18 protein-coding genes are annotated in these 18,210 nt (G+C 62.6%); 1 reads left to right on the top strand and 17 read right to left on the bottom strand.

Features of this window, described 5'->3' with window-relative positions:
- Positions 1 to 169 precede the first annotated feature (169 nt).
- Positions 170 to 1,069 carry a LysR family transcriptional regulator gene (locus VJ923_RS10070; protein ID WP_326441091.1) on the top strand — a complete coding sequence of 300 codons (900 nt, stop codon included), beginning with the start codon at positions 170 to 172 and terminating at the stop codon, positions 1,067 to 1,069.
- Between the two features lie 7 nt (positions 1,070 to 1,076).
- Here VJ923_RS10070 and VJ923_RS10075 read toward each other — a convergent pair whose 3' ends face one another.
- From VJ923_RS10075 to mltG, 17 genes are all read right to left on the bottom strand, one after another.
- Positions 1,077 to 2,024 carry a sensor histidine kinase gene (locus VJ923_RS10075; RefSeq protein WP_326441093.1) on the bottom strand — a complete coding sequence of 316 codons (948 nt, stop codon included), beginning with the start codon at positions 2,022 to 2,024 and terminating at the stop codon, positions 1,077 to 1,079.
- Complete coding sequence (locus tag VJ923_RS10080; RefSeq protein ID WP_326441094.1) at positions 2,021 to 2,872, bottom strand: ABC transporter permease; 852 nt, start codon at positions 2,870 to 2,872, stop codon at positions 2,021 to 2,023. The genes VJ923_RS10075 and VJ923_RS10080 overlap by 4 nt, the downstream gene beginning before the upstream one ends.
- A complete protein-coding gene (locus VJ923_RS10085) occupies positions 2,865 to 3,821 on the bottom strand; it encodes an ABC transporter ATP-binding protein (RefSeq protein ID WP_326441096.1) in 957 nt (318 codons plus the stop codon). Before VJ923_RS10085 ends, VJ923_RS10080 begins: the two co-directional genes overlap by 8 nt.
- Positions 3,822 to 4,050: 229 nt before the next feature.
- Complete coding sequence (locus tag VJ923_RS10090) at positions 4,051 to 4,752, bottom strand: response regulator transcription factor (RefSeq protein ID WP_326441097.1); 702 nt, start codon at positions 4,750 to 4,752, stop codon at positions 4,051 to 4,053.
- 4 nt (positions 4,753 to 4,756) lie between these two features.
- Positions 4,757 to 5,905 (bottom strand): M24 family metallopeptidase, encoded by a 1,149-nt coding sequence (locus tag VJ923_RS10095; protein ID WP_326441098.1) that lies wholly within the window; start codon positions 5,903 to 5,905, stop codon positions 4,757 to 4,759.
- Positions 5,906 to 6,064: 159 nt separating this feature from the next.
- Positions 6,065 to 6,502: a type II 3-dehydroquinate dehydratase gene (aroQ, locus tag VJ923_RS10100; protein ID WP_326441100.1), complete on the bottom strand. Its 438-nt coding sequence runs from the start codon at positions 6,500 to 6,502 to the stop codon at positions 6,065 to 6,067.
- On the bottom strand, positions 6,499 to 7,608 hold the full coding sequence (aroB, locus tag VJ923_RS10105; RefSeq protein ID WP_326441101.1) for a 3-dehydroquinate synthase: 1,110 nt from the start codon (positions 7,606 to 7,608) through the stop codon (positions 6,499 to 6,501). The genes aroQ and aroB overlap by 4 nt, the downstream gene beginning before the upstream one ends.
- Positions 7,590 to 8,189 carry a shikimate kinase gene (locus VJ923_RS10110; RefSeq protein WP_326441103.1) on the bottom strand — a complete coding sequence of 200 codons (600 nt, stop codon included), beginning with the start codon at positions 8,187 to 8,189 and terminating at the stop codon, positions 7,590 to 7,592. Before VJ923_RS10110 ends, aroB begins: the two co-directional genes overlap by 19 nt.
- Position 8,190: 1 nt before the next feature.
- Positions 8,191 to 9,357: a chorismate synthase gene (gene aroC, locus VJ923_RS10115; RefSeq protein ID WP_326441104.1), complete on the bottom strand. Its 1,167-nt coding sequence runs from the start codon at positions 9,355 to 9,357 to the stop codon at positions 8,191 to 8,193.
- Positions 9,358 to 9,465: 108 nt separating this feature from the next.
- The gene (locus tag VJ923_RS10120; protein ID WP_326441106.1) at positions 9,466 to 10,812 is read right to left on the bottom strand and encodes a YjiH family protein; all 1,347 of its coding nucleotides are present in this window, start codon (positions 10,810 to 10,812) and stop codon (positions 9,466 to 9,468) included.
- A gap of 82 nt (positions 10,813 to 10,894) precedes the next feature.
- A complete protein-coding gene (locus VJ923_RS10125) occupies positions 10,895 to 12,130 on the bottom strand; it encodes an agmatine deiminase family protein (protein ID WP_326441151.1) in 1,236 nt (411 codons plus the stop codon).
- A 33-nt stretch (positions 12,131 to 12,163) separates the two neighbouring features.
- Entirely contained in the window at positions 12,164 to 13,513 is a 1,350-nt protein-coding gene (locus VJ923_RS10130) for a Na+/H+ antiporter NhaC family protein (RefSeq protein ID WP_326441107.1), read from the bottom strand.
- A gap of 23 nt (positions 13,514 to 13,536) precedes the next feature.
- Positions 13,537 to 14,667 (bottom strand): Rossmann-fold NAD(P)-binding domain-containing protein, encoded by a 1,131-nt coding sequence (locus VJ923_RS10135; protein WP_326441108.1) that lies wholly within the window; start codon positions 14,665 to 14,667, stop codon positions 13,537 to 13,539.
- Between the two features lie 88 nt (positions 14,668 to 14,755).
- Positions 14,756 to 15,358, bottom strand: coding sequence for a TetR/AcrR family transcriptional regulator (locus VJ923_RS10140; RefSeq protein ID WP_326441110.1), 603 nt, complete (start codon positions 15,356 to 15,358; stop codon positions 14,756 to 14,758).
- A gap of 189 nt (positions 15,359 to 15,547) precedes the next feature.
- Positions 15,548 to 16,474 (bottom strand): shikimate dehydrogenase family protein, encoded by a 927-nt coding sequence (locus tag VJ923_RS10145; RefSeq protein ID WP_326441111.1) that lies wholly within the window; start codon positions 16,472 to 16,474, stop codon positions 15,548 to 15,550.
- Positions 16,471 to 17,010: a YqeG family HAD IIIA-type phosphatase gene (locus tag VJ923_RS10150; RefSeq protein ID WP_326441112.1), complete on the bottom strand. Its 540-nt coding sequence runs from the start codon at positions 17,008 to 17,010 to the stop codon at positions 16,471 to 16,473. Before VJ923_RS10150 ends, VJ923_RS10145 begins: the two co-directional genes overlap by 4 nt.
- A gap of 14 nt (positions 17,011 to 17,024) precedes the next feature.
- On the bottom strand, positions 17,025 to 18,197 hold the full coding sequence (gene mltG / locus VJ923_RS10155; RefSeq protein WP_326441114.1) for an endolytic transglycosylase MltG: 1,173 nt from the start codon (positions 18,195 to 18,197) through the stop codon (positions 17,025 to 17,027).
- Between the last annotated feature and the right edge of the window lie 13 nt (positions 18,198 to 18,210).

The raw sequence follows: 18,210 nt of genomic DNA on the forward strand, positions 1-18,210 counted from the left end.
AGCGCACGATTCCAAGCCCCCGCAAGGGCGTTTTCTTTCTGGATTAGGAACGATTGACATACTAATCTCGTCACCAATGAAAGTAAAACGAGACTTCTTGTAAAACTTTTCAAGAAAGTCTTATACTGGTGCAACTGCACCACAAAACGAGGCGACAAGGAGGCCCGCTGTGGCCAATCAGAAATACGACGCGTTCCTGACGGTGGCGCGCCTCGGAAGCTTCAAGGCGGCCGCCGAGGAATTGGGCTATACCCAGGCGGGAATCAGCTATCTGGTGAACGCGCTGGAAAAGGAGCTCGGCCTCACCTTGTTCGTGCGCGAGTACGGCGGGGTGCATCTGACCGGCGAGGGGCGCGAGGTGCTCGGCCTTGTGCAGGCGATCAACGCCGACGAGCACGCACTTGCCACCCGCGTGCGCGAGCTGAACGACCTCGAAGGGGGCCTCGTGCGCGTGGGCTCGTTCACGAGCGTGGCCATCGAGTGGTTCCCCGGCATCGCCAAGGCGTTCTTGGACCGGTATCCGAAAATCGACCTGAAGCTTTTGTGCGTGGACGACGAGGAGGAGCTGCTGAATGCCGCCTGGGAGGGCCGCGCCGACTGCGCGTTCTCCGTTGCCCCTCAGAAGCGCGGGCTGGACGCGGTACCGCTGCACACCGACCCCCTGCTTGTGGTACTGCCGCCGGGTCACCCCCTGGCCGGCGAGCCCGTCTTCCCCACCGAGGCGCTGGCAAGCGAGCCCTACATCCAGTTGCAGGGCAACGCGCGCCCTTCCGAAATGGAGGCTCTGTTCGAGGCCAACGGCGTGACCCCCAACGTGCGTTTCACGGTGGACTCCGACTATGCCGTGATGTCCATGGTAAGCGCCGGCCTGGGCTTCTCGGTGCTGCCAAGCCTCATCCTGCGGCGCACGCTGTTTCCCTTGGCCGTGCTGCCGGCCGAGCGCGAATGCGCCCGCGAGATATCGCTGGCGGTACGGTCGCAGGACACCGCCTCGGCGGCCACCCGCGCCTTCGCCGAAGTCACCCGGGAATGGGTAGCCGAGCAATACCCGGCCGCGCAGGTCCGCTAGCCCCCGCTCAGCGACAGCTGCCGGACAGCGTCACCGCGAAGGTGGCATCGACAACAGAGACTTCCAGCGCCAGACCCGAAGCACGTGCCAGGCCGAAGGCGATGGCCAGTCCCAGCCCGCTGCCGCCTGCGCGGCGTGAGGCGTCGCCGCGGTAGAAGCGCTCGAACAGACGGCCCTCGTCCACCCCGTCCAAGCCCTCGGCGCGGTTCGACACCGCTAACACGAACCGACGGTCGGCCGCCGCAGCGTCGCCAGGCAACATCGACTCCGCATCGTCACCAACCGTCGCCGCGTCGCACAACCTCAGCTCTATCACGGGCGCGGCGCAGCCGTGGCGCAGGCAGTTCGCGAGCAGATTCTCCACGATGCGCCCCAAGGCCCCGGGGTCGGCCTCGACCACCACGCCCTCGGCCAGCGACACCGCGGGTTCCCAGCCGCGCGCGACGAAAGAGGGGTACAGCTCGGCCAGCACCGCGGCCACCGCCTCGCCGACATCCACCGGCTCCCGCGCCGGCTCGCAACCACCGTCGTCCACCTTCGCGAACTCGAAGAGTGCGTCCACAAGTCGCCGCATCGCGCCCAGACGCTCGGCGGCGGCCGCCACGCACTCGTTGCGCTCCTCGTCGCCGGACGCTACGGCGTACAGCTGCAAAAAGCCCTGGGCACCGGCCAGGGGCGTGCGCACGTCGTGGGAAAACGACGCCAGGTTCTCTCCTAGAAGCCGCCGTTCCTCGGCCGCTTCCCGACGCGCGGCATCGGCCTCGTCGATAAGCCCGTTGGCCTCCCGCGCCAAGGCCCGGGCTGCCGGCGTGGGAAACCTGAGCCGCAGCCGCCGCAAATCGCGCCCGCGCACAGCCAGTGCGTCGGCCATCGCCCGCATCTGACGCTCGGTGGCCGCCACGTACCCCGCAAGCGCCACCGCCAGCAGCAGGCAAAGCGCGCCCAGCCAGATCACAGGGCCCTCCTTCTCACCGCGAACCACGCCACCGCAATCGCCACTGCTGCCAGCAGGGCCACCGGAGCCGCATCGGCCGCCGTCGGGGTAGCGCCCTCGCCCATCATCCACTGCAGCTGAGCCGCGGGCAACCACGAGGGCAGCATCGCCGGGCTGTCGAAGAACGCCGCTGCCACCCCCGACGCGCCCGGCAGCGCGGGAAGTCCCGCCAGCTGCGCCACCTGGTCCGCGATCACGTACCCGTTCGCCAGCAGTATCTCGAACTGGCCCGTTCCCAACAGAAGGGCTGCCAGCAGCGTGGGCCCGAGCCGCTTCGTCGCTGCCGCCACGGCTATCGTGAGCATCCCGTATCCTTCCAGAACGAGCACCATCTGCGCAGCCCACCGCGCAAAGCGTCCCGTCTCGTCGCCCACACCCAACAGCGGAAACCGGGGAATAACCGCCCACACCGCCGCCCAGGCCACGCCGATGAACAGCAGCGCAATCAGCGCCACCGTAAGCGCCGAAGCCAGCACGTAATCGCGCCGGAACGAAGGTGCGGCGGCCAGCGACCGGCACGCGCCCTCCCGCCACTCCTCGGCGAACAGCGATGCCACGAGCAGCAGCACGAGCGTCAGCAGGAAGTAAACGACGCCGCCCTTGCCCAAATACGCCCCTGCATCCAAGTTCACCTTCACGCCGTCCTGACCGATCGGCGGGATGCCGTCGAAATAGCCCTCCTGCCCATGGTAGTTCTGCCCAACGGAAACCATATCCCACGCCATGATGACGGCGAACGTGATGAGCAGCCCCCAGAACGCGCGATTGCGAGCAATGCGGTACCACTGGGCATGCAAGACATTAAGCATGGCTCCCGCCCCCTTTCGTGTCGGAATACCTTGACGGACCATCGACGACTTCCGCACCTCCCATGAGGTCGACGAAATAATCCTCGATATCGCGAGCGTGGACGTATAGCCCGCTCACGGGCACATTGGCCGTAAGAAGGACACGGCCTACTGCCTCGGCGTCGAGGCCGGCCACCCGGATGGCGTCATCGGGCATCACCGTAAAGACGGCATCGGGGAATGCCCCTTCGAGTACCGCCAAGGCTCGTGGCGTCTCCGGCGTTTCCACGCACAGATAGTCGGCGCAGGCATCTTCCACTTCCTCTGCGGTCATCTGGATCGCCAGACGTCCATCGCGAAGGACTCCGTAGCGGTTCACCAAACGCTCAAGCTGATCGAGCACATGAGAGCTGATGAGCACGGCGCACCCCCGCTGCAAGGCAAGATCGGCCAGCAGACATCGAACCTGACGCACCCCCTCCGGGTCCAACCCGTTGAAGGGCTCGTCCAAAAGCAGCACATCCGGTCGCCCCACCAGCGCAAGGGCCAACCCGAGGCGCTGCTTCATGCCAAGGGAATAGCCCCGCGCGCTCTTGTCGGCCACCAAGCCGAGTCCCACGGCCTCCACCACTTCGGCCACCTCGGCCTTCGGATTCGCAAGCCCCTGGGCCAGCGCCCGCACCATCACGTTCTGGAACCCCGTAAGCCCGGGATTCACGGCGGGATGCTCGATGAGGCAGCCCAGACGAGCGCTCGTCTGGCAGGGGCCCAAAATCTCACCGCACACCGCCACCGTGCCGGCAGTGGGCGCAAGGTAGCCCGCGATAAGCTTCAGCAGCGTGGACTTGCCGGCCCCGTTGCGCCCCACAAGACCGTAAACGTCCCCCGCCGCAAGGGAAAGCGACACATCGTCCACCGCTCGCTTCGTGCGAAAGGCGCGGGTGAGGCGGTCGCAGCGCAGTGCTTCCATGAGCACGTCCTTTCTCTGAGAACCAGCGATTTCCATCTTAGGACGCGCGTGCCCAGAAACCTCCTAGGAAGCTCCAAGAAAGTGCCAAGACGGGCCGAATGTCTGAGAAGCGTGGTTTTTTTCCGCGTCAAGACAGAGGAAATGACCTGCGGTTTCTCATTGTTTCCGCAGGTCATAAGCTTGGTGCAGAAATGACGTTTCTCAGACATCCACCCGCGGAGGCGAGGCCTCAAACACCGTCGCGCAGCTTGAAGCCGACGCCCCAGACGGTCTCCACGTAGTCCTCGGTGCCGGTGCCGCGCAGCTTGGCGCGAATGTTGCCGATGTGGGTGGCCACGGTCTTGTCCTCCAGGGCCGCCACATCCCCGCCGGCCGCCGCCGATAGGGCGCGCTTGGTGTGCACCTGGCGGGGCGCGGCCATAAGGGCGCGCACGATCTCGTACTCGGTGCGTGTCAGGCGCACGGGCGTGCCGGCGGCCGCGAAGCTGCGGGCATCCTCGTCAAGCTCCCATGCCCCGAACCGCAGCATGTCCGGCACCGAAGAGGCCGGGGGCGTCGCGGACGTCGCCCGACGCAGCACCGCCTCGCAGCGGGCCGCCAGCTCCTCCAAATCGAAGGGCTTCGTGAGATAGTCGTCGGCGCCGAGACGCAGAAGCCCTACCCGGTCAGCCACCGTAGTCCGGGCAGACAACACGATGACGGGAACACCGCCCGCGCGGGCAGCACTCACCACTGCCTCCCCGCTTTCCCCGGGCAGCATAAGATCGGTGATGACCAGGTTAAAAGAAGCGCCGCCCTCCAGATGCATGAGGCCCTCGGTGCCGGAGAAGGCCGCCGTGGGCACAGCGCCCTGCTTTTCCGCATAGGAGCAGACGACGCGGTTGATGGCCGCGTCGTCTTCCACCACCAGTATGCGCGCGCCCGCCAGCACGAGGCTAGATAACCACCAGGTCGTGGGTCGACTTCGTGAACACCTCGAAGCCGTCGTCGGTGATAACGCCGAAGTCCTCCAAGCGCATGCCGAACTTGCCCGGCAGGTAGATGCCCGGCTCCACGGTGACCACGTTGCCGGCCGCAAGCGGCTCGTCGTTGCGCGTCGAGAGCACCGGCTCCTCGTGAATGTCGAGCCCCACGCCGTGGCCGAGCCCGTGGCCCATGGCGCCGGCGAAGCCGCCCGCGGCAAGCACCGCCTCGGCCCGCTCGTGCGCTTCCTTGCCCGTCACGCCCGGGGCGAGCATGGCCTCCACGGTCTCGTTGGCCTCGCGCACCGTGCGCCATGCATCGCGCATCTGCCCCTCGGGCTCGCCGAGGAACACCGTGCGGGTCATGTCCGAGCAGTAGCCGTAGGACTTCGCGCCGAAATCGAGCACCACGCACTGGCCGGCCTCCAGCATGGCGATGCCGGGCACCGCGTGGGGGTTCGCCGCGTTCTCGCCCGTGGCCACGATGGTGGCGAAGGCCAGGCCCTGGGCCCCGTGGCGCAGCATCCACTCGTCCAGCTCCAGCTGCACCTCGCGCTCCATCATGCCCGGGCGCATGAACTCCACGATATGGGAGAAGGCCGCATCGGTGATGGACTGGGCGCCCTTCATGCGGGCCACCTCGTAGCGCTCCTTCACGGCGCGCAGACGGCGCACCACCCCATCGGTCTCGCCGATGGAGAACTCGGCTGGGAAGGCCTTCTGCAGGGCGCGGTACTCGGCCAGGGTGATGGCGTCCTCGATCTGCAGCTCGGCCCCGGGCATGCCGTGCAGCCACGAGCCCATCCACTGGCGCGCCACGAAGCTCGCATGGCTCTCGCGCGTCTCGTCCACGCGCACCGGCGTGCGGCGCGCGGCCTGCTCGCAGGCTTTGGCGTAACGCGAATCGGTATGCAGCACCACGCGGTCGGGGGCCACATACAGGGCATGGGCCTGCTCGTCGTCGAACACGCCGTCGAAGGCCGTCAGCCAGCGGATGTTCGAGGTGTCGCGCACCACCATGGGCGAGGGGCGTCCGTCGCGCAGCTGGTTCATGGTGCGCAGAAGCTGGCCGATATGCCACTCGCAGGCGACCGGGTTGTGCAGTTCATCGAAGACGGTCATAGGTCTTCCTTTCTCGACCGAGTGCAGGCAGGCCGGCTGCGGGGCGGGGGCGTTCGCGCGGAGTTCCGCAGCGAACGGGACAGTCCGGTGGACTGTCCCGCCGAGCGAGGACTGTCTGAGCACGAATGTCCTCGTCCCGCCGGCGGCGGGGCGGGCGGCTTACTTCGCTTCCTCTTCCAACAGTATATCCAGCGCGCGCAGGTAGCCATCCTTGCCCAAGCCCTTCACCTGGGCGATGCAGGCCGGCGCGATCACCGACGTGCGGCGGAACTCCTCGCGTTGGGAAATATCCGAGATATGAATCTCCACCACCGGCACATCGATGGTCTCCACCGCATCGTGCAGGGCGTAGGAGTAGTGCGTGTGGGCGCCCGGATTGTACACGATGCCGTCGTAGTTGCCGTGGGCCGTATGCAGCCGGTCGATGAGCGCGCCCTCGTGGTTCGACTGGAAGCAGTCCACCTGCGCGCCGCGCTCGGCCCCATAGGAGCGCACCATCTCCTCGATATCGGCCAGCGTGTCCGACCCGTAAATAGCCCGGTCGCGGACACCCAGCATATTCAGGTTCGGTCCGTTCATCAGCAAAATCTTCTTCACTTCGACGCCTCCCACTGCCGCAGCTGTTCCAGAATCACCTCGTCGGGCACTGCCACCAGCTCCCAATCGCCGATGTCGCGAGGCAGCACGAAGCGCACCTCGCCGGCGCGGGTCTTCTTGTCGCGCTTCATGGCCGCAAGCATGTCCTCTGCCGGCGCCGACCACGCAAGGGCCGGCAACCCCAGCCCGTCCAGAAGTTCGTCCTGGGCACTCACCAGCTCGTCGGACGTGCCCACCAAAGGCGCACCGAGCCGCGCCGCGAAGCGCATGCCCTCGGCCACGGCAGCGCCATGGGAAAACGTCCCATAGCCGGCCAGAGATTCCACCGCATGCCCCAAGGTGTGCCCATAGTTCAGACACTCGCGCACGCCCCGGCTCTCCGTCTTGTCCTCGGCCACTACGTTGGCCTTGAACACCACCGAGCGCGCGATGGCCTCGGTGACCACCACCCCGTCACGGGCGGCCAGGGCCTCGGCATGGTCCATCATCCAGAAGAAGAACTCGTCGGAATCGATGACCGACGCCTTGGCGATCTCGGCGCAGCCGCAGGCCCACTCGCGGTCGTCGAGTGTGGCGAGCGCCGTCGTGGAGGCACACACGTAGGCCGGCTGCTTGAACGTGCCCACGAGGTTCTTCCCCGCAGGCAGGTTCACGCCGGTCTTGCCGCCGACCGAGGAATCCACCATGGCCAGAAGCGAGGTGGGCACCTGCACGAACGCGATACCGCGCATGTAGGTGGAGGCCACGAACCCGGCCAGATCCCCCACCACGCCGCCGCCCAGGGCCACCACGGCGCAGTCGCGCGTCAGCCCCAGGCCCGCCATGGCCGACCAGATCTCGCCGGCCACCTCCACCGACTTCGCATCCTCGCCGGCCGGCACCACGATGTCGCTCACACGGAAGCCCGCCGCCTTCAGCGACGCCTTCGCCTCTTCCAAATACAGAGGCCCCACGTTGGAATCGGTGATGACGAGCAAATGCGGCGCCTCGCCCACCTTCTCGAGCTTGCGCACCGATTCGCCGAGCCCGGCAAGCACCGTGGCGCCGATGCGCACGTCGTAGGGCACCTCGCCGGGAATGTTGACCACTATCTTTGTTGCGGGCACAGGATCCCCTCCTTTTCCAGAATGCGCTGGACCTCCCGCGCGATGGCGGGCACCGATTTGCCGGCCGTGCTCACGCGCACGTCGGCCACGGCCTCGTACAGCGGCAGGCGCTCCTCGCAGCGGGCGCGGGCCGCTTCCAAATTTTGGAACAGGGGCCGGGTGGAGGTGTCGCTGATACGGCCGGCCGCCTCGTCGGCGGTCACCTCCAGATACACCACGAAGCCGGCCTCCTTGAACACCTCGCGGTTGGCCGGCGTGACCACCACGCCGCCGCCGCAGGAGATGAGCAGCGGGTCGGGCTTGGCGCCCAGCTCGCGCAGCACTTGCGTTTCAATGGCGCGGAAGCCCTCCTCGCCGGACTGGGCGAAAATCTCCTTGACCTTCTTGCCCTCGCGCCGCTCGATGTAGGTGTCCATATCCACCGAGGCCACGCCACAAGTGCGGGCGATGCGCCGGGCCACCGATGTTTTGCCGGCACCCATGAAGCCGACGAAGAACACCGGGCGCGCAAGCTCCATAGGGCCATCGGGGACAAAAGCCGGCGGGCGTCGGCGGGCTTTGGCACGCATCAAGGCGCCCATGCTAGCGCCCTATGGTGCGCAGGCGCGCCTTGTAGGCCTTGATGTTCGCCTTAATATCGGCCATGGACGTGCAGCCAAAAGCCTCCAGATAGGCGTTGGCCAGCGCAAAGGCCACCTCGCCCTCGGCCACCACCGCAGCGGCGGGCACCGCGCACACGTCCGAGCGCTCCTTGGAAGCCTCTTCCACGCACAGCGTGTCCAGGTTCACCGTTTCAAGGGGCGTCATGAGCGTGGGGATGGGCTTCATGGCCGCCGTGATCACGAGGGGCATTCCGCTGGTCATGCCGCCCTCCAGGCCGCCGGCGTTGTTCGATGCGCGCAGAAACTCGCCGTCCTTCAGCACGATGGGGTCGTGCACGCGCGAGCCGGGACGACGGGCCGCCTCGAAGCCGAGGCCGAACTCCACGCCCTTGATGGCGGGGATGGAAAACAGCGCCGCTCCCAAGCGGGAGGTGAGACGGTCGGCGCCGGTGGCATAGGTCCCCAGCCCCGGCACCAAGCCGCAAGCCACGATGCGGAAGGTGCCGCCGAGGCTCTCGCCGTCGGCCTTGGCCTTGTCGATGGCCTTCTTCATGGCCAGCGTCGCCTTGGCGTCGGGGCAGCGCATATCCGACAGCTCGATATCGAGCGGCTTGTGCTCGGCCACGTCGACCATGGACTCCCGGGGCATGGCGGCATCGCCCACCGATACCACATACGACATCACTTCCACGCCCAAAGCCGCCAGAAACTCGCGGGCCACGCCCGCCGCGGCCACCCGCGCCGCCGTCTCGCGGGCGCTCGCCCGCTCGAGGATGTTGCGACAGTCGTCGGTGTTGGTCTTAAGCGCCCCCACCAAATCGGCATGGCCCGGTCGCGGCGTCACTTCGCGCGCCAAATCCTTCGGCGCTTCGCCGAAGGCGGCCATGCGCCCGGTCCAGTTCTCCCAATCGCGGTTGACCACCGTAAGCGAGATGGGGCTGCCGATGGTGCGACCGAAGCGCACGCCGCTCGTGACCCGCACCTTGTCCTTCTCGATGGCCATGCGCCCGCCGCGCCCGTAGCCAGCCTGGCGCCGCGCCAAATCGGAGTTGATGTGCTCCTCGGAGATGGAAAGGCCCGCCGGCACGCCGGTCACAATGGCCGTCAGCTCCGGCCCGTGGCTCTCCCCTGCTGTGATGTATTCCATGGTAGTGCGCACTTTCGCTCGACGATAAACTCGCCCCATTGTAGCGCAGGCACCGCGCACGCGGTGTTTCGAGAAGGTGAAGCGCCAGAGATTGCGCCCCTTATCGACTTATAAGATGCCGAACAGATACGCGCATCCAACTACTACGGGTGTGCAGATGAGCACGCGCTCCAAATAAACGACGAAAATCTGCCAGAAGGAGAAGGGCACTTTCGAAGTGAGGATCAATGCGCCTATGTCCGTCATATACAATATTTGCAGAATGCTCAAACAGCCGATAAGAAATCGCGCCTCTATGGACGACATAGCCGAGGCGAGCACCACTGAAGCGAATTGGTCCGCGAAACCCACGAGCACCGCCGAGCCAACCTCCATCGCCCCTGGCACCCCGAAAAGAGACAGGTAGGCTCCCAGAGGGGCCCCGAGATAGGTGAACACTTCTGTTCGAGTGGCCAGCACAAGCGCAAGTGTCCCGAACAGAACGATACTCGGGAGCGTGCTCACAATCATATTGAAAGCGCTCAGCCCTCCGAGTTTCGCCGTCTCGATTACGCCAGGCGCCCGACTCGCACGCTCTAGCGCGCGGTCCCAAGCCCTAGCGGGACGATTCGCGAAAGACGCCGCATCCTCCGAACAACCTGTTTCAGCCGAATCGTAAAAGTCATCCGCGATGCGACAAACGGGCCAAAGCCTGGGAATAGCGAGTGCGCACAAAAGCCCCGCAATGACGATAGTGCCGTAAAATGCGTCGAAATGTGCGCCAAGCCCCAGCAGTGAGGCTACCATCGAGCAGAAACTAATACTGAGCAGCGAGAAGCAGCTCAGGATAATAACCGCCTCACGACCAGTGTAGGCACCCTTCTCGTATTGGGAAATCGTGAGGTAAACGCCGCACACACTAGAGCCCAGCCACGAGGATAGACAGCTGACCGCCGAATGGCCCGGTATTTTGAACAGGGGCTTTACCCATCGGCTCAAGTACGCCCCAAATAAGTCGGTGAGGCCGTAATCCGTCAGGAGCGGAAGGAGCAACGCCCCGACTACATACCACATGGAGCACGTTGGGACCACGGTATATAGCATATTGCCCCCCGTGTCCTCCGCCCACAGCACCTCTGGGCCGCAACGCATCAAGATAAGCACCATGAGCACCGCGCCCGCAACGCGCACTGCAAGCCAGAAGATGCTTACGGAAAAAATCGCGTCAAGACGCTCTCGCCTCGCTATGAACCCCAGCGGAGCGACCCTGTGAACCACCGTCAGAAGAGCCGAGGCCACCACCACAGTCACAAGCGCCGGTACAAGCGTCTCGCCAAGCATCGCTTTCAGCCACTCCACCACGATGCCGGCGACCATCTGCCCATTCTGAGATGGGATGGGAACAAGGAAGAGGACAATACCTAGCAGCGAGGGTGCCACGCACTTCAAGATCGCATATATCTTTGTCTTTTTCATTGCCCCACCTGCATTTATCCGCTGCTTGCAGTATAGAACGAAAAGCGGTCTGGGTCGAATGCGACCCAGACCGCCTCAGACGCTACTTCTGGATATTCTTAGTCGCGCAGTGAATGCCGCCACCGCGAATATTTAAATCCATGGAATAGATAGGCACAACGGTTCGGCCCGGATAAGCCTCACGCAAAACGTTCATGGCCTCTTCGTCGCGCTTCTTGATATCGTCCGGCTTCCCTTCTTTCCAATAGCATTGGGCGATAACGACATCGTTACATACAAGGTAGTTGATATAGCTCATCGCCGGCTGCATGACGATAGTCCCCTCGGGCATCGGCGTGCCATCGTCGAGCAGCGCTTCCTCGTTCTCGGCAAAGCGCTTCCCCCAGGTGCGATTTGTCCAATCCTCGGGAGTCGTCACCACATATTCCGGAATCGGCGCGGGGATGCGCAGTATGCGCAAGGGCCTTCCCTGAGCATCGGTTTCTTGGCTCAGTACCTCGAAAGCCCGGTCGCAACGTTCCTTGGTGATGCGGGCCGACTCGAGTTCTTGAGCCTCCTCGTCGCTGACCTCGAGCAGAAGCACCGTTCTTTCATCCACGAAGCGCGCCAGCTCGTCAATATGCCCATTTGCCGATCCCGATCGATAAACCGGGGTTCCATCAACCCAATCAAGCACCCCGAGAGTCGAAGGCTCCTCCTCCCAATGGCACTGAGGCAGCCAAATGATCTTCTCGAGGTTGAAGACGCGCTTGAACTCAGCCTCAACCTCTTCTTTGGTCATAGCGCCGTTGCGCTTGGCAACCTCGGTCTCCTCGATAGCCATCATCACGCCGGCACCGTTGAACTCCTTGTCGCCTCCTTCGGAAATCAGGCAGGATTCTTCGATACCGAAGCAGCCGAGTTCAACAGCCATATGCGGGGCAAACTTTCTACAAAGCTGCGACATTTCGCTGTCTTCCTCGCCCATACCGTACATATCGAATCGGAAGTGCACAAGACGCATCTTTCCCTCGTCGTCCACCATGATATCGGGGCCATAATCGCGCATCCAGTGCATCATGTCGGGAATCTGCGTGAAAGTAATCCGATCCAGGTCGATACCCCCCTCGGCAAGAATCTCCCGACAACGCTCGTAAGTGCCAGGCCACCCGCAGTTGATGACAAGCGTTTCCACGTGGTCGATGAGGTTTTTGACCACATCGTGCATCACGCCCTCAGTGAACATCCCTTTTACAGGCTCGACGATACGCGGCCAACCAAGAATCACCGCGCGCTGCTCCTCGAATTCTCCTGCATAACGAAAGGTATTACCATTCATGAGAGTCACTCCCTTTCCTTCTTCTTTCTTATGTTAAACCAATACAAATCCAAGAACGAGATACACAACCAGCGTAGCGGCGCCAGCTATAAGCGCATAAGGTCGAGCGCTACGCGTGAGGTCGACGGGATTGGTGCCCAGCTCTTCTCCGATAAACATGACAAGCGCTCCTCGCGGACTGATCACCGCGCCAAACGTAGCTGCGGAAAACAGCACAGCTGCGAGAAGGAACGGGCTGATGCCCATGCTCTCAGCCACCGGCAGACACGACACCAAGAACAGCGAGGTGGCCGGCCAGAACATACCCGTCAGCGTGCCCACCGCCGCAGCGGCCACGAAGAAGAACGCCAAGACCACGCCAGGCACGAGAAGCCCTGAAATTGCCTGGATAAGCTCGGGGAAGCCGATAAGCTGCAAGATAGCCGTAAACGTGAATCCGCACATCAGGTATACCGTGGGCTTGAACGTGCTGTGGAGGCCCTTCCAGAAGCTATCCATCGTCTCCGCGAACGACATGATGCCGCGAGCAATAAACCACACGATTTCGAACATAATGACTACGAGACAGGCAATGGCGAGATCGCCGTTGAACCAGATGCCGAGCGCAAGCAACACAACAAGCGGCACGACAAAGTCCATTGGGCGCGCCTTGGCGGCGCCAGCCGAGGCGGCCTCGTCACTTCCATAGCATGAGAAGTCGTAGCTGCCCGCCTTAGCCTCGAGGGCCGCGCGCTTGGTCTCTCCCATCGCAGGAATCACACCGAGAGCAAACAGCACCACAACGACTGTCAAAATGATCGGGAAAACCATGACCGGCATAACCTGAGTAACAAAGTCGCCCATGCCGCTCGAGAAGCCCGCGTCCACCATCAGCTGCGAGAAATACACCGACCAGGTGGCCATGGGGGTCCATGAAACCAGCGGAATGCCCAACACAACTACGAGCATGCCAATAGTCTCGACGGGAATCTTGTTCTTGCGGCCGATGGTCTTGCCGTACGAATCGAGCACAGCGGCCTTAAGAAACTCATCGGCGTACACCAAGACACCCAGAATAATGACCGAAAGCAGAGACTTCTTCTCGTTGTTCGCGAAACGCTTGGTAACCCATCCAGTGAAAGCACTTGTCGCACCCGAATCGAAGAGCAACTGCGTCACGGCGCCGATGGCGAGCGTGAACACAATGACCCACATATTGCCCGGAGTACTGCTTGTCTCTGCAAGGAAATCATAGAACATAACAGGGACATTCCAATCGCCCGCCTGCGCTCCATAGATAAGGATGGCTGCGATGATGCCCAAAATACACGATTCGAATGCGCGCTTCGACACCATAACGCCGACGAACGCCACAATAATGGGAATAAGGCTGAGCGCATACATAGTTGCTCCTTACCGATCAGTTGCTAGACGACATCGTTGCCCATGACGGCATAGGTCACGGCCTTGATGGTGTGCTGACGATTGCCCGCCTCTCGGAAGATGTGGGCAGCGTTATCCTCAAACACCTCATCGGTCACTTCGAAGCCGCGCTCGAGCAGCGCCTTAATCTCGGGATCGGCTATGGAGTCAATAAGCTTGCGAGCCGCCGCATGACCGCCGTTGTGAGTGGCCGGCAGCATATGCAGGAAGATCGCATCGGGATTGCCCGTACGGGCCATGAGCTCGCGATTAACCTGGTAGTCTCGGTATTTCATGATGCCGGGCAGCCATGTAATCGCCTTGTTGGTGAAGAAGCCCCAGTTTTCAGTTGACACAACATCCGTGCCCTCGATAGCGGCCACGTCTTCAGTCTCCAAGAAGGTACAATCGGGGTTGTAGCGCGCGTAGAGGTCGAGGATGAGCGCCTTTTGCTCGTCGGGAAGAGCGCCGGACCAACCATCGACACGGGAACCGCGCGGCACCTCGCGATAGAACATTTCCTGCTCCTCGGGGCTCAGCAGCGCCACCGCCTCCTCAAGCGTCATGTACGAGGTAATGAAGCGGAAGTTCATACCCAGCATGGCGCAAGCCACCGCGTAAGAGAAGGCACAGCATGCACCGCCGCGTCCGATGTAAGTGAAGGTCTTTCCGCGGTACCCCTCGCGACCCCACGCCTCGTCGAGCGTCATGAAGTCGGCGAGCATCTGGGTGGGATGCTCATGCATCGTATAGCCGTTGATGACGGGAATCTCGGACTCGGCAGCCATCTGCACGAGCTGAGCGTGGTCGGTGCCTCGGTAGGCGATGACGTCGTACATCTCAGAGAAAACGCGCATAGAGTCCTTGATGGTCTCCTTGGAGCCAAAATGGGAATTAGAAAGATAAGTGGTGCCCATTCCCAGGTCTTGAGCCGAGGTTTCGAAAGCGCAGCGCGTGCGCGTGGACTCCATCTCGAACAGCATCAGCATATTCGATCCGATATTGCGCTGCTGATTGACCTTCTCCTTCTTCTGTCGTTTCATCTCTGCCGACAGATCGAGCAGGTAGCGAATCTGCTCGGGCTCGAAATCCTCCAGAGCCAAAAAATGCTTTCCCTTGAACGAACCTTCCAGCATGATTTCCTCCTTTTCTTTATAAACATACGCGTATGTATGTTTATGGGTAAAAAAATATGCCCCTCGGCAATCCGTCGCCAGCCGTCCCTCAGGTCAGGCTGTCCAGGATAAGGTCGACAAAGTCCTCAATCTCGCTCTTGCTGAAAAAGCCTCCGTCTTCCTTGGTTTCATAGGGCGTTTTATAGGCGTCGAAACCCAGCAGGCTCATATATACCGACAATGCAAGCGTACGGGCCTTTTTGTCTGCACGAAACTCCCCCTGCTTCTGCCCACGACGAATCTCCTCCTCGATCGCGCGCAGCGACTCGCTATCCATCCGAACCTGAAGGTTGGTGATATCGGCAAACTCGTCACATGACTCGACTTTGTACAGGATGATGCTCGCGTAAGGGTTCACTAAATTCTTCTTCATCAAGTTCGAATTGAGAAGATTGCGGAGTGTCTCATACGCCGATTCGCAGTGAGCGAAATCGCGGTATATGTCGCGATAGAAATCCTCGTAGCGCTTCAAAATCTCGTCAAGGATATCCTTCTTGCTTTTAAAGTTCCAATAGAACGCCCCCCGCGTCAAACCGACCCGTCGCACAATATCCTCCAAGGTCGTGCGGGAGTAACCTTTTTCGCAAAAGAGATCTACGGCAGAGCTGATGATAAGCTCGCGAGTTTCCTTGGTGTCTCTCTGCTTTGCCACAGTTCTCCTTTCCTCAAACCGTAAAGTACTCGCCTTCTTCGAAAACATCAAGAGTAAAATACATTTGTGTATGTATGTTCCGCAAGCGGCAGCTATTTTGAGGCGAGCGGTCGACACCGCCCCCTCAATACCGTGTCAGCCTATACGGCTATCTCACTTATCCCGTCATGAACCAACGCCAACGAAGCGCTAGAGATTGAAGCCGGCCGCGCGGGCCATGATGTCGAACAGCTCGTCCTCAGGTATATCCAGAGCCGCTTCCTCGGAGATATCGCGCAGAATGTTCACGGTCACCACGGCCTGGCCGACAAGCATGCCCGCGCCGTCGATGAACCGGCAGCCGGCCGCGCGGGCCGCCTTCGCCAGAGCCGTTTCGCCATGGCCGTACACCACATCGAAGACCGTCTGGCCCCCGTGCAGAAGCGCCGTGTCGAAGGGAGCCGAATCGCCCTCGTTCATGCCAAGGGGCGTCGCGTCGATAATGACGTCGGCAGCAGCGATGGCCTGGCGGCTCGTCTCATAGCTGCCGAACTTGAAGGCCACCTGCCGGTACATTTCCGCGAAGCTCAGGTGCCCTTCCTTGAAGGCGGGCATGTCCACGGTGTGACCCACCAGCGCCCCCAACTCGTCGGCGTAGGTGCGCATGACCTTCCGAGCCCTGACCTTGTCGCGCCCCATCAAGATCAGCTCGGCCGGTCCTGTCTGAGCCACGGCGTGCAAAATGGAAAGCGACGTGGGTCCCGTGCCGCACACCACCACCGAGGTGCCGCGAAACTTCACGCCAGCCCGCTCAAGATAGGACACGCAGCCCTGGCCGTCGGTGTTGTAGGCGATGAGCGTGCCGTTCTTGTTCGCAAGCACATTGGCGCCATGGGCCAGCATCGCCGAGGCGGCGCGCACATCGGCGGCCTCGAAGGCCTCGGGCTTGTAGGGCGTGGTGACGTTGACGGAAAGAAAGTCGCGCTGAGCGAGAAACGATTCGGCCGCGGCCTTCTCGGGAATGTCCATCAGCTCGTAGCGCCAGTCGAGCCCTACCTTCTCGTAGACGGCGTTGTACATGGCGGGCGATTTCGAATGCCCTACCGGATGTCCCAGGACATAAAGATGTTCGGTCACAACGATTCCCCTTCCATGACATTCACCGCAGGCTCCGGCTTACGGTCGCCCAAAATGGCGCGCTCGATGTTGCGCAGCACCAGGGTGTGGTGCAGATCCTGCTCCGCCAGAGGCTGCAGCATAAAGGCTTTCATTCCTACGACATGGGCGCCCAGCACATCGGTAGACAGCTGGTCGCCAATGGTCACCGTGTCGGCCGGCTTGCCGCCGATTTTGCCCATGGCGCGCAGAAACGAGGGCGGCAGAGGCTTCATGGCCTTGGCCACGATGGGCAGCGAAAGCTCGCCGGCGAACCGGTAGATGTCCTTGTGCCAGTTGTTCGACAGCAGGCAAAATGCCACTCCCGCCGTGCGAGCGCGGCCGAGCCACATCCCCACATCGCGCGGCACCTGGCCGGTGTCGCGGGCGCGGATGGTGTTGTCGATGTCCAACAGCACATGGGTCAGCCCCGCGCCCAGAAGATCGCGTTCGATATCCACATCGGTGATGCGCGAGAAGTAACGGTCGGGGGTGAGCAAATCCATGATCGCGGGCAAAACGCGGCGGGCCGCTAGGCGTTGCTGGAGTGATCGGCGATGGCCTGCTGGTGCTCTTCGTAGGTCTTGCTGAAGGCGGCCTGCATCGCGCCGCTCTCGTCAGCGTAGAAGTAGAAGAACATATCCTCGGTCTCAGTCGGCTCGCACACCGCCGTCAGGCTCTCGATGCCCGGCGAGCAAATAGGCGTCGGCGGCAAACCGGGGTTGGCGTAGGTGCTGTAGGGCGTCTCGGCATGCACCTCCTCGGCCGTGGGCTCGCGACCCACCTCGTAGGCCGTGGTGGCATCGGACTCGAGATAGGGGCGATCGGAGGCGAGGCGGTTGTAGAACACGCCGGCCACATGATCGCGAATCTCCTGGTCTCCCGTAGATTCCTTGGCCACGATAGAGGCCAGGTTCACCGCTTCGTACAAAGACAAATCGCGGCTTGCCGGATAGCTGTTGGCATAATCGCCGAAGATGCTGGCGGTCTCGGTGCCGAACTGGTCGAGCATCATGCGCACGACCGCCTCGGCGTTCATGTCCTCGGTCACCGCGTAGGTCTTGGGGAACAAAAAGCCCTCGAGGCTGTTCTCGCCGGCGCTTTCCAAGAAGGCGTAATCGGCCGCATACGCGCTCGCGTTCTCGGAAGCGGCCAGGAAGTCCTCGGCGGTGATGCGGCCGCCCGTGGCACCGGCCACAAGCTCGGCCGCCTCGGCTCGGGTGATGTCCTCGGGCACCGTCAGCGTATCGCCCGCGGCGGCCGGACCGGCCATGATGGCGCGCACGAGCTCTTCGGGCGTCGAGCCGCCCTCGAAGGTGTAGGTGCCGGGAATGAGCGCCGAGGCGGCTTCCAGGCGCGTCACCTCATCGGTAAACTCCTGGGTGCTGCCGATAAGGCGCGCCGCCACCAGCGCGTCGCCGATAGCCGAAGCGCTCTCGCCCTCCTCGATGGTCACTTGCGCGCTCTGGCCGGGAGCGAGAAGCTCCACCTGGGAGCCCGCGCAGCTGCGGAACGCGAAGAAGCACACGGCCGCGACGACGACCACGGCCACAATGCCCAGGCAGATGAACGGCGCCGGGGACTTCTTCGGCATGATGGCGCTCGTATCGTAGGTGCGAAACTCCCGATCACCCTTGGCGTGAGCCGCCCGAGCGGCACGGGTGGAATGGGACGAGTAGGTAACATTCTTGCCATGAAGAGCCAAGATGCGGCCTTTC

This window comes from Adlercreutzia shanghongiae (genome assembly GCF_035830635.1).
Lineage (GTDB): Bacteria > Actinomycetota > Coriobacteriia > Coriobacteriales > Eggerthellaceae > Adlercreutzia > Adlercreutzia shanghongiae.

Coding starts and splice junctions, on each gene's coding strand:
- VJ923_RS10080 (WP_326441094.1), bottom strand. CDS start 2,872: ATGCTTAATGTCTTGCATGCCCAGTGGTACCGCATTGCTCGCAATCGC.
- VJ923_RS10085 (WP_326441096.1), bottom strand. CDS start 3,821: ATGGAAGCACTGCGCTGCGACCGCCTCACCCGCGCCTTTCGCACGAAG.
- VJ923_RS10095 (WP_326441098.1), bottom strand. CDS start 5,905: ATGACCGTCTTCGATGAACTGCACAACCCGGTCGCCTGCGAGTGGCAT.
- VJ923_RS10110 (WP_326441103.1), bottom strand. CDS start 8,189: ATGGGCGCCTTGATGCGTGCCAAAGCCCGCCGACGCCCGCCGGCTTTT.
- aroC (WP_326441104.1), bottom strand. CDS start 9,357: ATGGAATACATCACAGCAGGGGAGAGCCACGGGCCGGAGCTGACGGCC.
- VJ923_RS10120 (WP_326441106.1), bottom strand. CDS start 10,812: ATGAAAAAGACAAAGATATATGCGATCTTGAAGTGCGTGGCACCCTCG.
- VJ923_RS10125 (WP_326441151.1), bottom strand. CDS start 12,130: ATGAATGGTAATACCTTTCGTTATGCAGGAGAATTCGAGGAGCAGCGC.
- VJ923_RS10130 (WP_326441107.1), bottom strand. CDS start 13,513: ATGTATGCGCTCAGCCTTATTCCCATTATTGTGGCGTTCGTCGGCGTT.
- VJ923_RS10135 (WP_326441108.1), bottom strand. CDS start 14,667: ATGCTGGAAGGTTCGTTCAAGGGAAAGCATTTTTTGGCTCTGGAGGAT.